The sequence below is a fragment of the Laceyella sacchari genome (assembly GCF_004343255.1).
Lineage (GTDB): Bacteria > Bacillota > Bacilli > Thermoactinomycetales > Thermoactinomycetaceae > Laceyella > Laceyella sacchari.
Map to the genome: position 1 here is coordinate 981,482 of NZ_SMDD01000001.1, position 18,264 is coordinate 999,745.

Consider the following 18,264-nt stretch of genomic DNA (forward strand, 5'->3'; position numbering starts at 1 on the left):
AATTGTGTCCGATTTCAAGGAGCAATCAGTAAATCAAGAAAAAGGAGGGGCGATATGAGCGACATCAACTGTGATCAGCGGAGCCAGCAGGAGCGATTAATCTTGATCAGTTTTTATTTTACGCAACTGCTGTTTATTTTATTGAGTGTTCCATATTTATGGTGGAAAAATCGACTTTATGTTGAATTGACACCGTTTGCCGAGCTTTACATGTGGCTGATGGGTGTCGGCGTCGGTGGATTCATCGTGGCCATGGAATTTGTGCTAATCCGTTTGTTGCCTGAACACCATTTTGATGACGGGGGATTAAACCAATTATTGTTTGCGCGTCGTCCTTGGTGGCATATCATGTTGATCGCCGTGATGGCTGCCATCGGGGAAGAGTTGTTGTTCCGCGGTTTGGTGCAGGGTTGGATCGGGGTATGGGGAACGGCCCTCTTATTTGCGCTTGTACACACCCGATACTTAAAAAAATGGGTATTGGTCGTCTTTGTCACCGGAGTCGGAACAGTCTTTGGGCTGATGGTCGAATGGACGGGTCATCTTGCCCCGGCAGTGATCGCTCATGCGGTTGTCGATTTCGTGATGGGATGTTACTTGCGGTATGAAGCGAAGGAATGAGGATGCGTCTTCAGGATTGGCAATGCCCAGAAAAAAATGCGATTACCCTATGCAAGGAAAGCCATTTTTGTGTATGATTGATATAAAGAAAAATAGGAGACTTGACCGCGTAACAGTGAGATTCAGTCCCTCATATTCTGAATGTGGGAGTCTCCGGCGAGGGAGGGTAGGCCATGCGTGTCGAGCGTTTAGACGGGGATAAGGTGCGCTTTTTCTTGACTCTCGACGATTTGGCTGATCGTGGGATTCAAAAAGAGGACATGTGGAGAGATATTCCGAAAGTACATGAACTCTTTAATGACATGATGGAACACGCATATCAGGAATTGGGTTTTGAAGTGGTTGGGCCAGTAGCTGTCGAAGTTTTCGCCCTTCCCGCACAAGGGATGGTGGTTGTGGTTACCCGTGGCCGGGCTCCGAAATCAGAAGTCGATGAGTTTGAACAAACGGAAGAAATGTACGAGTTAGAAGTGACGATGGAAGAGTCGGATGATATCATTTTCCGTTTTAACGACTTCGAAGACGTAGTCCAAGCGGCTGTGCGCATGAAAGCCCATGCTATGCAAGGAGGGCAGCTATTTGCCTATCAAAACCGCTATTATTTGCTGTTTGGTGGAGAAAAGCATTTGTCCAAGGGTCAGGTGGATACGTTGATTGCCATGTTGTCGGAGTATGGCGAAGTGTCCACGGTGACAGAGGCCATGCTGACCGAGTATGGTAAAGTTGTGTGTGAAAACGATGCGATCAACCAAATCAGTCAATATTTTGGATGAGATAAATAAACACACCCGTAATAACCGGGTGTGTTATTAATTTGTTGTATAAAAAATTTTATTTTTGTATAACTAGTTGATAATATTCATGTGAACGCAAGCGGCTGATATCGCCATCACGCACACCTGGAAAGACGCGATCTATTGAAAGATGTTGGGTTTGATGTTCGCGTAGCGCTTGGGCGATGTTAGCGCGGAACGGGGTGACATCTATTTTCATGGATACGTATTCATCTGGTGTCGCATGAATTTTTCCAGAATGCAAATGAGCGATTGATTCTGGTATGACGATATAGTAAAGTTTGGTAGGGAATGTAGTTTTCTTTACTGCTTCCAAGGCAGCCTGTTGGATAATCTGATGATCAAGGTGGCCAGAAATGCCAGACGGCGGGAAGGTGATAATGAGATCTGGGCGGATGCTTTCCATGATCTTAAACAAATCGTCAACGAGTTGTTGGAAAGGGAGTTGGCTCAATTGTCCGTCTCCATAATCCCGCAGGATGCACTCATCAATGCCAAGAACATCACAGGCCCGAGCCAGCTCTTGCGCACGGATATCACCTAACTCTTCTTGTGCGCAAAGCGGTGGTTGACCTGTTTTACCTGCTTCACCGCGAGTAGCGCAGTAGAGCGTTTGACGGACGCCATTTACATGGAAGCGGGCGATAGTGCCGCCGCAAGTAAATGTTTCGTCATCAGGATGGGCAAAACAATATAGAACTTGTTGGTACATTTTCGAGTCAAATCCTTTCATAGCAGTCAGGTTTTCTTGCATTATTATACCTTATTGGTGCGTCTGTTTTTAAATATACGAAAAAACAGAGACATTCTTTGGTTGTTTAGTGTATTATTGTATACTGAATACTGGTCTTTTTAGCAGTTAGTATTTAATTCTGAGGTGGTCAGGATGGAACAACAGTCTGTTGCTGCAGGTCGTCAAGAGGAACAGCGTGAAAATATGGATGTCTTGGTATCCACGCAAACTGTGATTCATCAAGCGTTGGATAAGCTGGGTTATCCAGAGGCTGTGTACGAATTGTTAAAGGAACCTATGCGTGTATTAACCGTCCGGATTCCCGTCCGCATGGATGACGGCACTGTGAAAGTGTTTACGGGATATCGCGCTCAACATAATGATGCCGTAGGTCCAACCAAGGGTGGAGTGCGCTTTCATCCAGATGTAACTGAATCAGAAGTGAAAGCGCTATCAATTTGGATGAGTTTGAAAGCGGGCATTGTCGACCTCCCTTACGGCGGAGGAAAAGGTGGTATCATCTGTGATCCGCGGAACATGTCTTTCCGTGAGCTGGAACGCTTGTCTCGCGGCTATGTGCGTGCGATCAGCCAAATTGTAGGGCCGACGAAAGACATTCCTGCTCCGGACGTGTTCACCAACTCGCAAATCATGGCGTGGATGATGGATGAATACAGCCGTATCCGCGAATTTGACTCTCCGGGATTCATCACTGGTAAACCATTGGTGTTGGGCGGTTCTCGCGGTCGTGAAACGGCTACGGCCAAAGGTGTCACCCTGATGATCCGCGAAGCAGCGAAAAAACGCGGCCTCAGCATTGAAGGTGCACGTGTCGTCATTCAAGGATTCGGTAATGCCGGTAGTTTCTTGGCGAAGTTCATGCATGATGCGGGAGCCAAAGTGATTGGTATTTCTGATGCTTACGGTGCCTTGCATGATCCGAATGGCTTGGACATTGACTACTTGCTTGATCGCAGAGATTCTTTTGGAACCGTCACCAAATTGTTTAAAGACACCATCACCAACCAAGAGTTGTTGGAACTCGATTGCGACATCCTTGTTCCGGCAGCGGTTGAAAATCAGATTACCGCTAAAAACGCTGATCGAATCAAAGCTGACATTGTTGTCGAAGCGGCTAATGGACCGACCACGTTGGAAGCGACCAAAATCCTTCATGAGCGTGACATCTTGTTGGTGCCGGACGTATTGGCCAGCGCTGGTGGCGTGACCGTTTCATATTTTGAGTGGGTGCAAAATAACCAAGGATATTACTGGTCTGACGAAGAAGTGGAACAAAAATTGGAAGACATTATGGTGCGTGCGTTTGAAAACGTATATAATACCGCTCAAACCCGCAAAGTGGACATGCGTCTTGCCGCGTATATGGTGGGTGTGAGAAAAATGGCGGAAGCATCACGTTTCCGCGGTTGGGTATAGTATAATAAGGAAGTGGTGAGGAGAACACCCTTGAGTGAAGGGGTGTTCTTCTTTTGCATCGTTGGAGGTGACAGTATGTTTGATGTAATTGTGGTGGGTGCGGGCCCTTGTGGGCTTTCAGCCGCGATTGAGTTGAAAAAAGTGGGCTTGAATCCATTGATCATTGAGAAAGGTTGTTTGGTGAATTCAATATATCATTATCCGCTGTCGATGACTTTTTTTAGCTCGGCCGACAATTTGGAAATCGGGGGTATCCCATTTACGACAGTCAATGAAAAACCGACCCGGCATGAAGCGCTGGCATACTTTCGGACCGTGGTCAAGAAGCATCACTTGGAACTGAACACATACGAAAAAGTGGTGGAGATCGAGCGGATAGAAAAAGGATTTCGCGTAATTACGTCCAAGCGGGATGGGCGTGGCATATATGAAGCGGAAAATGTCGTGTTGGCCACCGGGTATTATGACAATCCACATATGTTGAATATTCCAGGTGAAGATCTGCCTCATGTAAAGCATTATTTTCACGATGCCCATCCTTATGCGCGGGAACGGGTGGTGGTGATTGGCGGACGTAACTCAGCGATTGATGTGGCATTGGATTTACATCAAGTGGGAGCGCACGTTCATATGGTTTACCGCAAAAGCGCCTTTCACGACAGCGTCAAGGCGTGGGTGAGACCCTTGATCGAGGCGGCCATCGAAAAAGAACGCATCCATATGCATTGGGAAACGGAAGTGCGTGAAATCACTCCAGATGCGGTGGTGGTTGAAGAAAAAGGTGTACGGAAGGAAATCAAGGCGGATGCGGTGTTTGCGATGACCGGGTACAGGCCTAACCTGACTTTCGTGGAGAGATTGGGCGGACAAATCGATCAAGAGACGGGGGTACCGGTGCTGTCCGACGATATGGAAACGACGGTGCCCGGGTTGTACTTGGCCGGAGTGATTGCCACAGGGCATGATGCAACCAAGGTGTTTATCGAGAATGGACGTTACCATGGGCGTTCCATCGCGCGCCACATCCGAGACAAACGGAAGGTGGCCCGCATATAAGCGAAAAAGCGATTCCGAGAGCCGGAAATCGCTTTTTTTCTTTATCCGTGCAAGCCTAGTTGAATCATGAATAACAAGGCGATGATAAAAAATGAGATCGGCACTTCCCTCGTCCTTTTGGCCGCAATTTTTAAAATAGCGTAGGTGATGAAACCAAACGCGATGCCGGTGGGAATGCTGTAGGTGAACGGGATGAATGCAAAAGTGATGAAAGCCGGCAACCCCTCCGTAAAATCACCGAACGGAATCGCTTGCACCTCTTGCATCATCAATCCGCCAACCACAATCATGATGGCAGCCACCGCACTTTCTGGAATCCATTTCAGATAGGGAATGAGGATTAGCGAGAGCAAGAAAAGACCGCCCGCCGTAATGGTGGTCAAGCCCGTTCTCCCCCCTGATTGGGTGCCAGTTGCGCTTTCCAAGGCGCAGATGGTCGCGCTCGTTCCCAGTAGCCCAGCCATGATGTTGGATAGGGCACTGGCTTGAAAAGCGGCTGGAAACTTTTGTTTGTCAGTTAACAGTCCTTGCAACAATCCCATATTTTCAAACACGAGGATCATAGTTAGCGTGAATGTTGCCACCCAGAAAGTGAGTTTGCCCAACCCTGCCAAGGCGAAGTTGCCTAGCAAAGGAACATACTGTTCAAGTGATAGAGGAGCTGGTTCTCCCTGGGCGATTGAAGGGTCGGCGATTAACGCGACCACCGTCGCCAACACCAGTGTGATCAAAAACGCGCCTTGTACCTTGCGCACAAAGAGAATGATCAACAGTGCAAGGCTAAACAGCGTGATCCACACCTTGGGTTGATGGAGATTGCCGAAACTGACGAACGTTTGTTCATTGCTGATGATTAATCCACCTTTTTGTAATCCGATAAAGGTGATGAGCAAGCCGATGCCTACGGTCATCCCCTTTTTCAAGGCGGTTGGTACCGCTGAGCTCAACCAAGTGGCCAGCGGAGTAAAGGTGATGATGGTGAACAGCATGCCAGAGAGGGTTACCGCGGTTAGCGCCTCCTGCCAAGAGAGGCCCATCTCATGCACCATGGTAAATGTGAAAAACGCGTTCACCCCCATGCCCGGTACAATAATAATGGGGGCGTTGGCCCACAATCCCATCAGCAGGCAACTGAGGCATGAAGTGAAGATGGTTCCCAAAAGAGCTGCTTCAAATGGGATCCCCGTCTCGGAGATGATAGAGCTGTTGACGATGATGATGTAACTGATGGTGAAAAAGGTAGTTAAGCCGGCCAAAAATTCTGTGCGAATAGATGTGTTGTGTGATGCTAACCGAAAAATCGAATGTAATCCTTTCAATTTCCTTCCTTCTTTGCTAATGCTCCCTCGCCCACCCACGCTCTGATTGAGCGCACTATAAATCAATACTGAAAATAGCTTTGTAATTCGGTTGCGTCTTTTGTTTTTGACAAGGCGAGCATCAGTTTGATCCGCGCTTTTTGGCCATTGATGCCGTTGGAGAAGATCAAACCAAGCTCTTTTAGTTGTTTCCCGCCTCCTTCATATTCATACGTGTCCTGCACCGAGCCATTGAAGCAACGGGACACCAGCACGACGGGAATCTCGCTGGCCAGCGCGCGTTTTAGGCCAGGCAACATGGCGGGAGGCAAGTTTCCCTGACCCAGCGCTTCCAACACGATACCGTCAAATCCGCGCTCTACCGCCCATGCGATCAGGCTGTCATCCATGCCAGCCGCCACTTTGATCAAAGCGACTTGGTGTGAAGGCATTGCAAGAGGGAAGCGGGGCTCTTTTACCGAATCTCGGAAAAAGCGAATATCCTTTTTGGTTACCAAGCCGACCGGGCCCAACCCGGGTGATTGGAAGGTGGCCACATTGCTGGTGTGGGTTTTGGTGACATCCCGGGCAGTGTGAATTTCGTCATTGAAGACGACCATCACGCCACGTTCCAGCGATTGTTCGTGTGCGGCCACGCGAACGGAGTTGACCATATTCACAGGCCCATCTGCCCCCAGTTCATTGGAGCTACGCATGGCCCCGGTAACGATCACGGGCCTGTCAGTGTCGAGAACCAGATCCAAGAAATAAGCCGTTTCTTCCAACGTGTCGGTTCCATGCGTGATCACGATCCCCTTCGCACCTCGGTTCAGATGTTCTTTCACGCGTTCTGCAATCAGGAACATATCCGCCGGGGTGATGTGGGGGCTCGGCTTGTTGAAAAGATGATCCATTTCCACTTTTGCGTATTGGTTCAATAACGGCAGGGCGCTTTGTAAGGCTTGGGGATCCTGCGGTTTAACCCCTTGCGACTCCATGTTCTCGCTCATGGCGATCGTCCCACCAGTGGTAATGACAATCACTTTATTATTCATATATGGCAGACTGTCGGCATGATGACAATCCTTTTCCACCTTTCTATTTTAGGATGCCATTTTCTATCGTATGGAACCCATCATCCCATGTCAATAATAGGGAGAGAAGAGGGCGGTGATACATGATGAGCGAAAATGAAAAATATGTGGTGACCATCAATTGCAATCAATGCGGTGAACGTTTCATTCTAAAGGGACGAATGAAAAAAGGCAAGTTAGAAACGGGTTTTAAGCGTTGCCTGTGCAACAATAACGACGATTTTCAAATAGAAAGGGAAAGATTGTGAAAGCGGAAGTCTGAACGAGGGCTTCCGTTTTTTTGTGGCGCTTGCATATTTCGTTTGCACATCGTTCAGACTACCAAAAGAATCTTAGAAGAACGCATGACAACAAAGGAGACGTGATGTCATGTACAAACGAATGGCAGCAATCTTATTGCCGATTGTGGCTGTCGCCTTTATCGCCGCAGCCGCATGGGGTTATATGGAGCATCAAGACAAAAATTCCGTGTTGATTAAAGCGGAAAACCAATACCAACGTGCATTTCATGATTTGAATGACCGCATGGATCGATTGCAAGGAGAATTGGGGAAATCGATCGCTCTTAATTCGCGGCGTCAATTGAGCACGGCCATGACCAACGTGTGGCGTCTGGCGTATGCGGCACAAAGTGATATCGGTCAATTGCCATTGACGTTGATGCCGTTTGATTCAGCGGAAAAATTTTTGTCTCGCGTTGGAAATTTCGCCTATGAAGTAGGCATTCGGGATTTGGATAAGGAGCCGCTCAGCGACAAAGAATGGAAGACATTGAGTGATCTATACCAGCAAGCAAAACATATCCGTGATGATATGGCAGCGTTGCAGAGCAAAGTGATCAACCGGAACCTGCGCTGGATGGACGTGGAATTGGCGGTGGCTTCAGAAGATAAGAAGATGGATAATACCATCATCGACGGGTTTAAAAAAGTGAATCAAGTGGTGCAGGAATTTCCGGAAGTGGATTGGGGTCCGTCAGTCAACAATATGGAAATTCGCCAGCGGGAACGGGTGAAGCAGTTAAAAGGGAAACTGATCACGCCGGAGCAAGCCAAACAGCGAGTCGCTTATGCGTTTGGACGCGAATCCACCAAAGGGATGCATGTGACCCGAAACAAAAAAGGGGATTATCCTACTTACAGCGTCAGATATGAGGGACGCAATAAGACAGAAGTGTACACAGATCTGACGACCATTGACGGTCATATCGTATGGATGGTGTTTGACCGGCCTGTCACGAAAAAACGGTTGACCTTGGATCAAGCGTTAACCCGGGCAACTCGCTTCCTCAATCGGATTGGTTATAAAAACATGACTCCGATTTCTTATGACGAAGTATCCAACATCGCCTCGTTTAATTTTGTTCATAAAGAGGGTGACGTGTACATCTACCCCGAGTCACTGGCTGTAAAAGTGGCATTGGATAATGGAGAAGTCATGGGTTTGCAAGCAGATGAATATGTTTTCAATAAGATGGATTGGTCCAAACGCAAACCGAAATTAAGCGCAACCCAAGCGCGGAAGCAAGTAAATCCCCATCTGAAACTGACCAAAAACAATCTGGCTGTGATCTACGATCGCAACGGTCGCCAAGTTCTGTGCCATGAATTTTTGGGGACAATTAACGGAGAACAATACCGGTTGTTTATCAATGCCGATACAGGCGAAGAAGAATATGTCGATCGGATAGAGAAAGCAAATGGAAATCGAATTTAATATTTTAAATGGGCCGATATAATACAATCGGCTCATTTAATTGTTTTCATTGCATGTGTGACAAAATTATGTTATTCTTTAAACAGGATTTCTTTACTCTATGAACCATGGCACCAATTATGGGATCCTGATAGATTTGTCAAAAAGAAATACATAGTAGATAGGCTGTTGGGGTCGAAGATTTCGATAGGGATTTACTTGGCGTCGATTTAAATCGAATAAGTATCTCCAATCGAGCAGGCGCACCCTGCTCGGTTGTTTTTCATCCCGACTTAGGGAGGATTTGTTAGGTAGATGAAACAGTTGCAAGTAGCGATTGATGGACCGGCTGGAGCCGGCAAAAGTACGGTGGCTCGTCGGGTTGCAGGTCGCCTTGGGTTGTCTTATGTCGACACCGGGGCTATGTACCGAGCCATCGCTTGGAAAGCGCTCCAGGAGAATTTAAATGTGTTTGACGAAGAAGCGGTCACCCAGTTGGCGGAACAGCTTCACTTTTCCCTTCATCCTCAAGGAGTCATGGTTAACGGACAATTGCTGAAAGAAGAGATCCGAACCCAAGAAATTTCGAGCTTGGCGTCGGCCATCGCGAAAATGCCAGGGGTGCGCCGCATCCTTGTGAATAAGCAGCGGGATATTGCCGCACGTCAGAGCGTAGTGATGGATGGGCGGGATATTGGCACACATGTTTTGCCGGAAGCAGATGTGAAAGTGTTTTTAACCGCCACCATTGAAGAACGTGCCCTCCGACGGTACAAAGAGTTAAAAGCCAGAGGGGCGGACGTGGACTTGGACGGGCTGAGGGAAGAGATCCGGCGCCGCGATGAAAACGACCGCACGCGTAAGCATGCTCCGCTTAAACAGGCCAAAGATGCTGTGCTTATCGACACAACGCATCTCTCGATCGATGAAATTGTTGAAAGCATTATGCAACTTTGCCGTCACAAATTAGGCGGTGGGGAGTAAGATATGTTCTATACGAAGATCCGCAGTATCGCACAACACCTGTTGCGCATGTTGTTCCGGGTAAAAGTGATTGGAAAGGAGCATGTTCCGTCACAAGGGCCCGCCGTCATCTGCGCCAATCATATCAGTAATCTTGATCCGCCGGTGGTTGGCGGATTCATCGACACGCGCGAAATCCATTTCATGGCCAAAGAAGAGTTGTTCCGTATTCCGATCATCGGTAAAATCATTACAAAATTAAATGCTTTCCCGGTGAAGCGGGGCGGTGGCGACAGCGGAGCGGTTAAGCATGCGATCCGGCTACTTCGAAATGGACACGTGTTGGGGATTTTTCCTGAAGGAACCCGCTCCAAATCGGGTGAACTCGGAAAAGCCCACGTCGGAGCTGCGCTGATCGCCATAAAAGGCAAAGCGCCCATGATCCCTGTGGCGATCATTGGTCCATACCGTTTGTTTCGCCAGACCAAAGTGATCATCGGGGAGCCGATCGACACGGTAACGTTCTCGGAAGGCAAAGCTGGAACCGATGCTGCGAACGAACTCACTGAGTTGGTCATGTTGCGGATTAAACAAATGATTGATCATCATAGATAATTAGATCGTATGAAAAAGGTGAATTGCGCTCACCTTTTTCATCCAGATCTTTCCTTCATATAATTTGATTTAGATATTTTTATGACAGTGTGGAGAATGAGGAGGGCATGTTCATGGCAGAAGAGATGAAATCTGAATTGACTGAAGTTGCTACATTCCAAGTAGGAGATGTAGTGAAAGGGAAAGTTGTTAGCGTAGAACAAAATCAAGCGTTGGTGGACATTGGTTACAAATCGGAAGCAATCCTGCCAATTTCAGAATTATCTAGTTTGCATGTGGATAAAGTAGCTGACGTTTTGAATGTTGACGACGAGCTGGATGTGAAAGTAATCCGCATCAAGGAAGACGAAGATAAATTGATTGTTTCCAAAAAAGCCGTCGATGCTGAAAAGTCCTGGGAAGAGTTGCAACGCAAATTTGAAAGCGGCGAGGTAATCACAGCGACTGTAGCCGATATCGTCAAAGGCGGCTTGGTTGTTGATGTTGGTGTGCGTGGCTTCATTCCGGCTTCCCATGTTGAATTGCATTTCGTGGAAGATTTCAGCGACTACAAAGGCCGTGAGCTTTCATTGAAAGTAATTGAGCTGGACGCTGAGAAAAACAAATGCATCTTGTCCCACAAAGCGGTGTTGGAAGAAGAGCTGAACCGCAAAAAAGAAGCTGTGCTCGCTTCTTTGGAAGAAGGGCAAGTACTGGAAGGAACCGTTCAACGCCTGACCGATTTCGGCGCGTTTGTCGACATCGGCGGAGTGGATGGCTTGGTTCACGTATCCGAATTGGCTTGGCATCGCGTTGAACATCCGGCAGATATGTTAAAAGAAGGCGACAAGGTGAAGGTGAAAGTGCTCAAAGTAAATCGCGAACAAGAGCGCATCAGCTTGAGCATTAAAGAAACCGAGGAAGGCCCATGGGAAAAAGTGGCCAAAGAACTCTCTGCCGGCGATGTGGTTAAAGGTACTGTAAAACGCTTGGTTTCCTTCGGTGCTTTCGTAGAAGTGTTCCCAGGCGTAGAAGGGCTTGTTCACGTATCTCAAATTTCCCGTCGCCATGTGGCTACCCCAGCTGAAGTGTTGGAGGAAGGCCAAGAGGTACAAGTGAAAGTGCTTGAAATGGCTCCAGAACAAAAGCGCATCAGCTTGAGCATCAAAGATGTTGAGGTGGAAGAGGAGCGCAAAGAAGTAAAAGAAGTAATGGAGCAACAACAACAAGAACAACCGGCCAGCGGATTGAACGTAACGTTGGGTGACATGTATCCCGAGTTGCGCAATTTGAAATAATAACAATCAGCTTCCATCAGAACCAGCCAGATTTTGGCTGGTTCTTTTTTTGCTTAAAAAGGTGGTAGCAGAGTGACACTAAAAAAAACCCATGTGTCTGGAGGAAATCGGAAAATGGCTCCCGGCATTTTGGCACAATTGTGTTTGCTCATTTTGATTATCTTGTATTGGGCGGGATGGCTGGAAACGGATTGGCCCCGCAAATGGGCATACGGATTGGCCGTAACCGCTTGGTGGCTGACTTCTAGTCCGCCTCTTGCCATGAAGGAGGCGTGGTGGATTCACCCAGGGGCTGTTGTGTTGCTGATCGGACTGGCTATCACGCTTGGCCGGCTTTGCTTGTCCAGGGCAACGGTAACGATCAGTTTCGGGGTGTTTTCGGGAACAGCGCTTTTCTTGTGGCATGAATATGCCCGGGTCGCCACCGATTGGGCTGATCCTCTGTTCCGCTTATTCTGCGTTGCAGTGTTCGTGGGTATTGGCGGCTTGTTTTCCCGAAGTGTCAAAGAACATGTGGCTTGCCTCCTTTGTGGAAGTATGATGTTGCATGTGTGGATCGCGTCTTTTCACCGTGAGATGTTGATGCCGCTAATCTGGGGGTCAGGTGAATTTTTGGATACGGTATGGCTTTCGTTGCTTGTGATGTTGGGATGGCGCCGGTTAAGAGTGTTTGCCGCCAACATTCATGAGAAGTGGATGCGGATTCCTCTACGAAAGGAAGAGTGAAGTGAAATGAATTTATCTCTTTACACCTTGGCCGTGGTATGGGGGGTGGTGGCTGGTTTCGTAACAAGAATTCGGATGTTGGAGAGTGATTATCGCCAATATCCGACCTACCCGCATGGCCATGTGATCCATCTGGCCTTGGGTCTGATTGCTGCCGCCCTTGGCGCGGTGGCTGTTCCAGCTCTGATGCAAAAGGATTACACGGCGATCACATTTTTGACGGTAGCCGCGCAACAATTTCGTGATGTTCGCAACATGGAACGGCAAATGTTGACCAATTTGGATGAACTGGAATTGGTGCCCAGAGGAAAAAATTATATTGAAGGCATTGCCATGGTTTTTGAAGGAAGAAATTATATCGTCATCTTCGCTGCTTTTCTTACTTCGCTTAGTGTCGTCATTTTCCATTATTGGTGGGTTGGGGCGCTGGTCGGTTTGGCGATTCTTTTTTTGAGCGGGTTTCTTATGTCGGGTAAAGTGATTTATGACATCGCTGAAGTAGAGGTCGCACCGCTCCGGATTGAAGGGGCCAGCCTGTACGTGCAGGATATCTATTTGATGAATATTGGGTTGGAGGACAACCGTAAACGCATCTTGGAGAATGGGATCGGCATCCTGATCACACCGCGCCAGGCAAGCGGACGGGTCACGATTGGCAATGTGGGGCAAAGGCAGGCGATTTTGCATGATGTGTCCACCATTTTGGGCGTGTATCGTGACACGGGAGAGCCGGCGCTGACTCCGTTGGCCAAACGGGATTTGAAAGACGGGCGGCTGGGTATCCTCTTGTTGCCGCAAGAGAAAGACGTGGAACGAGCTGTTGAGATCGTTAAAAATGTACCTGTCTTAGAGAGTGCCATTCGCAAACCGAGCAAAATGCCCAAGGAATTGAGAAAAAGGTGGGAAAGCGCATGAGCAAAGGGAAAATATTGGCGGTCATCACCACGCAGCGCGACAAAGTGGCAGGAGGGGCTCCCATCTTTGCGGCTGACTCCTTGGAAGAGCTGGAGCAAAAAGCGTTTCTGCTAGAAAAAATTTTGGATGCGATGGTGCATGAGATTGACCAGGATACGAAGATTATCGTGAAACACTAAGATGCTGGTTGCTTAAAGAATCAATGTTCAGTTAAGATTAGGTATGTCTTATACTTATATATGGGAATATGCGAAAAGTGAGGATGTTGTATGAGCTTACCTGTAGTAGCGATAGTTGGACGACCGAATGTGGGAAAGTCGACGATTTTCAACCGCTTGGCGGGGGAACGCATCGCGATTGTGGAAGACCAGCCAGGCATTACCAGAGATCGGATTTATTCTCGCAGTGAATGGAATGGGCGTGAGTTTCACTTAATTGATACAGGCGGCATTGAGTTTGGAGACACCGATGAGATTATGGATCATATTCGCAATCAGGTGGAATTGGCCCTTGATGAAGCGGATGTGATTTTGTTTGTCGCCGATGCCCGCGATGGCGTCACTACCACAGATGAAGAGGTGGCTAGGTTTTTACACCGCACCAACAAACCAGTGATTCTGATGGTAAACAAGGTGGATGACATCAAATACACCGAGAATGTGTTTGAGTTTTACCAATTGGGTTTTGAGCATGTGATTCCGGTGTCTTCCTTGCATGGAACCGGAACAGGCGATATGCTGGATGCTGTAGTGGAACATTTTCCTGACAGGGAAGAAGAGGAGTATGAAGAAGACACCATCAAAGTGTCCCTTATCGGCCGCCCCAACGTTGGGAAATCTTCACTTGTCAATGCGTTGCTGGGAGAAGAGAGGGTCATTGTCAGCCCTGTTGCGGGAACCACGCGGGATGCTGTTGACACTCCGTTTGAATATGAAGGACAAAAATTTGTCCTCATCGATACGGCCGGGATTCGCAAACGGGGAAAAGTGTACGAATCGATTGAGAAATACAGTGTGATCCGTGCATTGCGCGCCATTGAGCGCTCGGATGTGTGCTTAATCGTGATCGACGGCGAACGGGGGATCGCGGAGCAGGATAAGAAAATTGCCGGTTATGCGCATGAGGCGGGAAGAGCTGCCATCTTCGTGGTGAACAAATGGGATGCGGTCGAAAAAGATGAAAAAACCATGGACCGCTTCAAGCGGCGGATTCGTGAAGAATTCCAGTTTATGCACTACGCGCCGATCCTGTTTGTTTCCGCTAAAACGAAACGCCGTATTCATACGGTGTTGCCTGAAGTGAATGAAGTGGCTGAACAACACGCAATGCGCGTGCCCACGTCGGTGCTCAACCAAGTGATTCAGGACGCCATGGTGACAACACCGCCTCCATCGGATCGGGGTCGCCGATTCCGGGTTCGCTATGTGACCCAGGCGACAGTGAAACCACCTACCTTCATCTTGTTTGTCAATGACCCGGAACTTTCGCATTTCAGCTACTTGCGCTATCTCGAAAACCAGTTGCGGCAAGCGTTTCCGTTTAAAGGGACGCCACTTAGAATCATGCTGCGAAAGAAAAGCTAAAGAAACTGAGAGACGGGGAGAGGGCAATAATGCTACAAACATGGGGGATACCGATTGTCATTTCTTACTTGTTGGGTTCTATAAGTTTTAGTTATTTGTTGACCAAATGGCTCAAGGGCGTTGATATTCGTGACTACGGTAGCGGCAATGCGGGAGCTACGAATACGTCGCGCGTGCTGGGGAAAGGGCCAGCCTTGATAGTCTTTTTGCTGGACGCGCTCAAAGGGATGGCCGCGGTCGGCTTTGGTTACTGGATGGCTGGCAACAGCCCGGATGTGAAATTGGTGATGATGGTGTGCGGGATTGCCGCCATCATTGGACATAACTGGCCAGTCTTTTTGGGATTCCGCGGTGGAAAAGGCATTGCCACGACGGTAGGAGTGACGTGCCTCATCGGCTTCACTGCAGCTGTCGTCGCCGGGGTCTGTGCTATCTTGTTTATCTTGTTTACACGGTATGTATCAGTCGGATCGCTGGTGTACACCTCCATCGTTCCCGTGATGATGTGGCTGTTGGATTATCCCACGGCTGTGGTGTGGTTGATGTTGATCGTGTCTGTGATGGCGCTGTGGAGACATAAACAAAATGTAATCAATCTGTTTAAGGGAAACGAACGCAAGATTTAGATTGATACAAGGGAGAAATCACATGAAAGGTAGAGTTGCTGTACTTGGAGCGGGGAGCTGGGGTACGGTTCTCGCTGCGGTGTTGGCCGACAACGGCCATGATGTGACATTGTGGGCGAGGCGTGAGGAGCAGGCGCAGGAAATCGATCAAGCGCACACCAACCGCAAATATTTGCCGGATGTGAAATTGCCAGAAAACTTGCGGGCCACCTCTTCGTTGTCCGAAGCGCTAAAGGGCAAAAAGGCGGTACTATTTGCGGTTCCTTCGCATTCCATGAGGGAGATTGCCCGTGAAGCGCGTCGTTGGATAGAGGCTGATGCGCTCGTCATCCATGCGGCCAAAGGATTTGAAATCGACTCGTTGAAACGGATGTCTGAAGTGCTGGCGGAGGAGTTGGGTGCAAGCCACGCGGAACGCATTACGGTGTTGTCCGGACCCAGCCACGCCGAAGAAGTGATTCGCCGTTGCCCCACGACTGTCGTCGTCGCCTCGCAGTCGGCACAAGCGGCCGAACAGGCGCAGATGCTGTTTATGAACTCGTATTTTCGAGTGTATACCAATCCTGATGTGATCGGGGTGGAAGTGGGGGGCGCCTTGAAAAATATCATCGCCCTGTCTGCGGGACTCGTTGACGGATTGGGCTTTGGTGACAACGCCAAAGCGGCTTTGCTGACTCGGGGATTGGCGGAGATCGCCCGGTTGGGTCACGCGATGGGCGCTGAGCCGATCACTTTTGTCGGACTGGCTGGCGTGGGCGACTTGGTGGTGACTTGCACCAGTAGCCACAGTCGTAACTGGCGAGCCGGCCACATGATCAGCCAAGGCAAAAGGTTGGATGAGGTGCTTGCTACCATGGGCATGGTCGTTGAAGGCGTCCGTACCACCAAAGCTGCGTACGTGCTCAAAGAACGGTACCAGGTGGAAATGCCGATCGCAGAGCAGTTGTATGCTGTGCTGTTCGCAGACAAAGACCCGGAACAAGCCGTAAAAGAGCTGATGGGACGGGGGCGCACGCAGGAGCTGGAAGAAATTATCGGCGGCTGGTAGCCATTTTGGGCGCTTTCCCTGTTGCAAGGTATTTGCTTGCTTCATACTCTGTAATAGCTTCAACCAATATCCATAAACTTGAGCACAAGAATCGGGGTCAGGGATGTGTGCAGGTGAAAGGGATTGGTCACGAAAGAGAGGGGTAATGCTGATTGAGCATTACCCCTCTCGTTTTTTGTAACTGGCTGCGGTCGGTTGTGACGGGCGAAAAAGGCTTGCGATAAAGCGTTGAATGAGCGGCGATTGCAATAAGCTCAAGATGTTGCCCAATTGGAAGGGGGGCTGTTGCCCTGGTGACCCGTGTGACGGATCATCGTCAAAGGGGAGATTGATCACCGGAATATCTTGGTCTAAGGTGGATGGGGGACGCTTCTCGCCAGGCAGTGCCGGAAATCCACCGCGTTGTTTGGCATGGGCCATCATTTTGGTGGCGATTTCAAACATTTGATAAGCATGATCCATCACGCTTTCTACCCGCTGGATGGATTGGCTCAAATCTTTGACGGTGGAGCGGAACTTCATAAATCCGCTCAAAATGCGGGCGATGCTTGCCGAACTCAGTTGGGGAAAGACAAGGGGAGGCATGGTTTCTTCAAGCGGTTTAACCAAGGTGTTGTTTGGTTTTGTCTGTTTCTTGGCAGTTTTTTTATGACTTTGCGGTTTCTTTTTCTTTTTGGCGCTCATAGGGAAATCCTCCATTTCAGGCTAGTGTCTATTTATCGTATGCAGGTGCCCGTCGGTGAAGCAGGGCACCTGCCCGACTGCTTGGTAGGCAGATGTGGATTTGCTATACTGTTATGATGAAGACAAGGGGTGGAAAAGAAATGGAATTGGGTGTGAGTTTATTTTTATTGGTTCTGATTAATTTATTGATGACGTTGGGCAGACAGCAAAAAAGAGTTTGGGTGAGATGGATTTTGTCGTCTGTCTCATTGATTTTATTGATTGTAGCTCTGCTGTTTATCCTGAGAATGTTCATGTGATGGAGGAATGGAAATGCGACGCTGCAGTGGCTTGGCAATCCTCTTGCTGTTTTGCACGCTGTTGACGGGGTGCCTGTATCCGCAAGAACGAAGACAAGAATGGGACAAGCTGGATCAGCATCTTGCACGCGTTCAGGCGGCGGTGGATACCTATTTGAAGCAGCAAAAAATGTTGCCGTATAAATACAGCCAAGACGATGTGAAATACTCGACGCATTACCAGGTGGACTTTATGCAGATACAAGGGTATTTGGGGGATATTCCACCGTCGGCGTTCGAGAAAGGCGGGTACTTTATTTATGTGATGACCAATGTGGATACCAAACCTTTGGTTCGCCTATTTGATCTGCGTACCCACGATGCCGTGGACAAAGTGCAATTGGTTGTTAATTCATTTAAAGCGAAAAAGGGGAAATATCCACGAGGTGAAGCCGTGAGCCCTGGTTTTTACAAGGTTGATTTGGAGCAGTTAAATCTGGATAGCGTGCAAGTGCCCAGTCCGTACACTCCGGACACAATGCTGGACTTGATCATGGATGAACAAGGGCGGGTCTATCTGGATTACCGTAGCGAAGTGATGAAAAAATGGCAACAAGCCAAAGAAAAGCCGTCAGCGGAGGAAGATCTGCGGGTATGGCTGGCACAGGACTCCTATTTTGTACCAGGATATTCACCAATGATGAAAATGAATAAAAATATGCCAGAATTAATTGTTCCAAGTGAAGGAACAGAGAAAAAATCGCCTTGAAGCCAGGGCGATTTTTTCTTTTCATGAATTTCTGACCTGTAGCCACATATTT

Annotated in this window: 19 protein-coding genes; 15 read left to right on the plus strand and 4 right to left on the minus strand. The window is 48.5% G+C overall.

The window, feature by feature from the left end:
* Positions 1–54 precede the first annotated feature (54 nt).
* Both EDC32_RS04740 and EDC32_RS04745 read left to right on the plus strand, forming a co-directional pair.
* A complete protein-coding gene (locus EDC32_RS04740) occupies positions 55–621 on the plus strand; it encodes a CPBP family intramembrane glutamic endopeptidase (protein WP_132220186.1) in 567 nt (188 codons plus the stop codon).
* Between the two features lie 173 nt (positions 622–794).
* On the plus strand, positions 795–1,394 hold the full coding sequence (locus EDC32_RS04745) for a genetic competence negative regulator (protein ID WP_132220187.1): 600 nt from the start codon (positions 795–797) through the stop codon (positions 1,392–1,394).
* A 58-nt stretch (positions 1,395–1,452) separates the two neighbouring features.
* Here the strand turns inward: EDC32_RS04745 and EDC32_RS04750 are convergent, their stop codons facing one another.
* Positions 1,453–2,169: a PIG-L deacetylase family protein gene (locus EDC32_RS04750; protein ID WP_132220188.1), complete on the minus strand. Its 717-nt coding sequence runs from the start codon at positions 2,167–2,169 to the stop codon at positions 1,453–1,455.
* A gap of 132 nt (positions 2,170–2,301) precedes the next feature.
* Between EDC32_RS04750 and EDC32_RS04755 the strand changes: the two genes are divergently transcribed.
* Positions 2,302–3,585 (plus strand): Glu/Leu/Phe/Val family dehydrogenase, encoded by a 1,284-nt coding sequence (locus tag EDC32_RS04755; protein ID WP_022738428.1) that lies wholly within the window; start codon positions 2,302–2,304, stop codon positions 3,583–3,585.
* A 75-nt stretch (positions 3,586–3,660) separates the two neighbouring features.
* Positions 3,661–4,641 (plus strand): YpdA family putative bacillithiol disulfide reductase, encoded by a 981-nt coding sequence (locus tag EDC32_RS04760; protein ID WP_132220189.1) that lies wholly within the window; start codon positions 3,661–3,663, stop codon positions 4,639–4,641.
* 41 nt (positions 4,642–4,682) lie between these two features.
* On the opposite strand, the gene EDC32_RS04765 is transcribed toward EDC32_RS04760, so the two are convergent.
* Positions 4,683–5,960 carry an NCS2 family permease gene (locus EDC32_RS04765; RefSeq protein ID WP_022738431.1) on the minus strand — a complete coding sequence of 426 codons (1,278 nt, stop codon included), beginning with the start codon at positions 5,958–5,960 and terminating at the stop codon, positions 4,683–4,685.
* Positions 5,961–6,022: 62 nt separating this feature from the next.
* The gene (locus tag EDC32_RS04770) at positions 6,023–6,994 is read right to left on the minus strand and encodes an asparaginase (RefSeq protein ID WP_132220190.1); all 972 of its coding nucleotides are present in this window, start codon (positions 6,992–6,994) and stop codon (positions 6,023–6,025) included.
* 408 nt (positions 6,995–7,402) lie between these two features.
* On the opposite strand from EDC32_RS04770, the gene ypeB reads away from it, so the two are divergent.
* From ypeB to EDC32_RS04820, 10 genes are all read left to right on the plus strand, one after another.
* Positions 7,403–8,749 carry a germination protein YpeB gene (ypeB, locus tag EDC32_RS04775; RefSeq protein WP_132220191.1) on the plus strand — a complete coding sequence of 449 codons (1,347 nt, stop codon included), beginning with the start codon at positions 7,403–7,405 and terminating at the stop codon, positions 8,747–8,749.
* 294 nt (positions 8,750–9,043) lie between these two features.
* A complete protein-coding gene (gene cmk, locus EDC32_RS04780) occupies positions 9,044–9,712 on the plus strand; it encodes a (d)CMP kinase (protein ID WP_022738435.1) in 669 nt (222 codons plus the stop codon).
* A 3-nt stretch (positions 9,713–9,715) separates the two neighbouring features.
* Positions 9,716–10,306 (plus strand): lysophospholipid acyltransferase family protein, encoded by a 591-nt coding sequence (locus EDC32_RS04785; RefSeq protein ID WP_132220192.1) that lies wholly within the window; start codon positions 9,716–9,718, stop codon positions 10,304–10,306.
* A gap of 113 nt (positions 10,307–10,419) precedes the next feature.
* Complete coding sequence (rpsA, locus tag EDC32_RS04790; protein WP_022738438.1) at positions 10,420–11,583, plus strand: 30S ribosomal protein S1; 1,164 nt, start codon at positions 10,420–10,422, stop codon at positions 11,581–11,583.
* Between the two features lie 72 nt (positions 11,584–11,655).
* Entirely contained in the window at positions 11,656–12,309 is a 654-nt protein-coding gene (locus tag EDC32_RS04795; RefSeq protein WP_132220193.1) for a hypothetical protein, read from the plus strand.
* A 6-nt stretch (positions 12,310–12,315) separates the two neighbouring features.
* Complete coding sequence (locus EDC32_RS04800) at positions 12,316–13,224, plus strand: YIEGIA family protein (protein ID WP_132220194.1); 909 nt, start codon at positions 12,316–12,318, stop codon at positions 13,222–13,224.
* Entirely contained in the window at positions 13,221–13,403 is a 183-nt protein-coding gene (locus tag EDC32_RS04805) for a capping complex subunit for YIEGIA (RefSeq protein WP_132220195.1), read from the plus strand. Before EDC32_RS04800 ends, EDC32_RS04805 begins: the two co-directional genes overlap by 4 nt.
* A gap of 90 nt (positions 13,404–13,493) precedes the next feature.
* Entirely contained in the window at positions 13,494–14,807 is a 1,314-nt protein-coding gene (gene der, locus EDC32_RS04810) for a ribosome biogenesis GTPase Der (RefSeq protein WP_132220196.1), read from the plus strand.
* A 29-nt stretch (positions 14,808–14,836) separates the two neighbouring features.
* Positions 14,837–15,433: a glycerol-3-phosphate 1-O-acyltransferase PlsY gene (gene plsY / locus EDC32_RS04815; protein WP_132220197.1), complete on the plus strand. Its 597-nt coding sequence runs from the start codon at positions 14,837–14,839 to the stop codon at positions 15,431–15,433.
* 22 nt (positions 15,434–15,455) lie between these two features.
* Positions 15,456–16,481 carry an NAD(P)H-dependent glycerol-3-phosphate dehydrogenase gene (locus tag EDC32_RS04820; RefSeq protein ID WP_132220198.1) on the plus strand — a complete coding sequence of 342 codons (1,026 nt, stop codon included), beginning with the start codon at positions 15,456–15,458 and terminating at the stop codon, positions 16,479–16,481.
* Positions 16,482–16,640: 159 nt separating this feature from the next.
* Here EDC32_RS04820 and EDC32_RS04825 read toward each other — a convergent pair whose 3' ends face one another.
* Positions 16,641–17,165, minus strand: coding sequence for a hypothetical protein (locus EDC32_RS04825; protein WP_132220199.1), 525 nt, complete (start codon positions 17,163–17,165; stop codon positions 16,641–16,643).
* A 312-nt stretch (positions 17,166–17,477) separates the two neighbouring features.
* Between EDC32_RS04825 and EDC32_RS04830 the strand changes: the two genes are divergently transcribed.
* Positions 17,478–18,212 (plus strand): hypothetical protein, encoded by a 735-nt coding sequence (locus tag EDC32_RS04830; RefSeq protein WP_132220200.1) that lies wholly within the window; start codon positions 17,478–17,480, stop codon positions 18,210–18,212.
* The last annotated feature ends 52 nt before the right edge of the window (positions 18,213–18,264 follow it).

Bases quoted from the DNA above. Each gene is read 5' to 3' on its own strand.
- EDC32_RS04740 (WP_132220186.1), top strand. From the start codon at position 55: ATGAGCGACATCAACTGTGATCAGCGGAGCCAGCAGGAGCGATTAATC.
- EDC32_RS04745 (WP_132220187.1), top strand. From the start codon at position 795: ATGCGTGTCGAGCGTTTAGACGGGGATAAGGTGCGCTTTTTCTTGACT.
- EDC32_RS04750 (WP_132220188.1), bottom strand. From the start codon at position 2,169: ATGCAAGAAAACCTGACTGCTATGAAAGGATTTGACTCGAAAATGTAC.
- EDC32_RS04755 (WP_022738428.1), top strand. From the start codon at position 2,302: ATGGAACAACAGTCTGTTGCTGCAGGTCGTCAAGAGGAACAGCGTGAA.
- EDC32_RS04760 (WP_132220189.1), top strand. From the start codon at position 3,661: ATGTTTGATGTAATTGTGGTGGGTGCGGGCCCTTGTGGGCTTTCAGCC.
- EDC32_RS04770 (WP_132220190.1), bottom strand. From the start codon at position 6,994: ATGAATAATAAAGTGATTGTCATTACCACTGGTGGGACGATCGCCATG.
- ypeB (WP_132220191.1), top strand. From the start codon at position 7,403: ATGTACAAACGAATGGCAGCAATCTTATTGCCGATTGTGGCTGTCGCC.
- cmk (WP_022738435.1), top strand. From the start codon at position 9,044: ATGAAACAGTTGCAAGTAGCGATTGATGGACCGGCTGGAGCCGGCAAA.
- EDC32_RS04785 (WP_132220192.1), top strand. From the start codon at position 9,716: ATGTTCTATACGAAGATCCGCAGTATCGCACAACACCTGTTGCGCATG.
- rpsA (WP_022738438.1), top strand. From the start codon at position 10,420: ATGGCAGAAGAGATGAAATCTGAATTGACTGAAGTTGCTACATTCCAA.
- EDC32_RS04800 (WP_132220194.1), top strand. From the start codon at position 12,316: ATGAATTTATCTCTTTACACCTTGGCCGTGGTATGGGGGGTGGTGGCT.
- EDC32_RS04805 (WP_132220195.1), top strand. From the start codon at position 13,221: ATGAGCAAAGGGAAAATATTGGCGGTCATCACCACGCAGCGCGACAAA.
- der (WP_132220196.1), top strand. From the start codon at position 13,494: ATGAGCTTACCTGTAGTAGCGATAGTTGGACGACCGAATGTGGGAAAG.
- plsY (WP_132220197.1), top strand. From the start codon at position 14,837: ATGCTACAAACATGGGGGATACCGATTGTCATTTCTTACTTGTTGGGT.
- EDC32_RS04820 (WP_132220198.1), top strand. From the start codon at position 15,456: ATGAAAGGTAGAGTTGCTGTACTTGGAGCGGGGAGCTGGGGTACGGTT.
- EDC32_RS04825 (WP_132220199.1), bottom strand. From the start codon at position 17,165: ATGAGCGCCAAAAAGAAAAAGAAACCGCAAAGTCATAAAAAAACTGCC.
- EDC32_RS04830 (WP_132220200.1), top strand. From the start codon at position 17,478: ATGCGACGCTGCAGTGGCTTGGCAATCCTCTTGCTGTTTTGCACGCTG.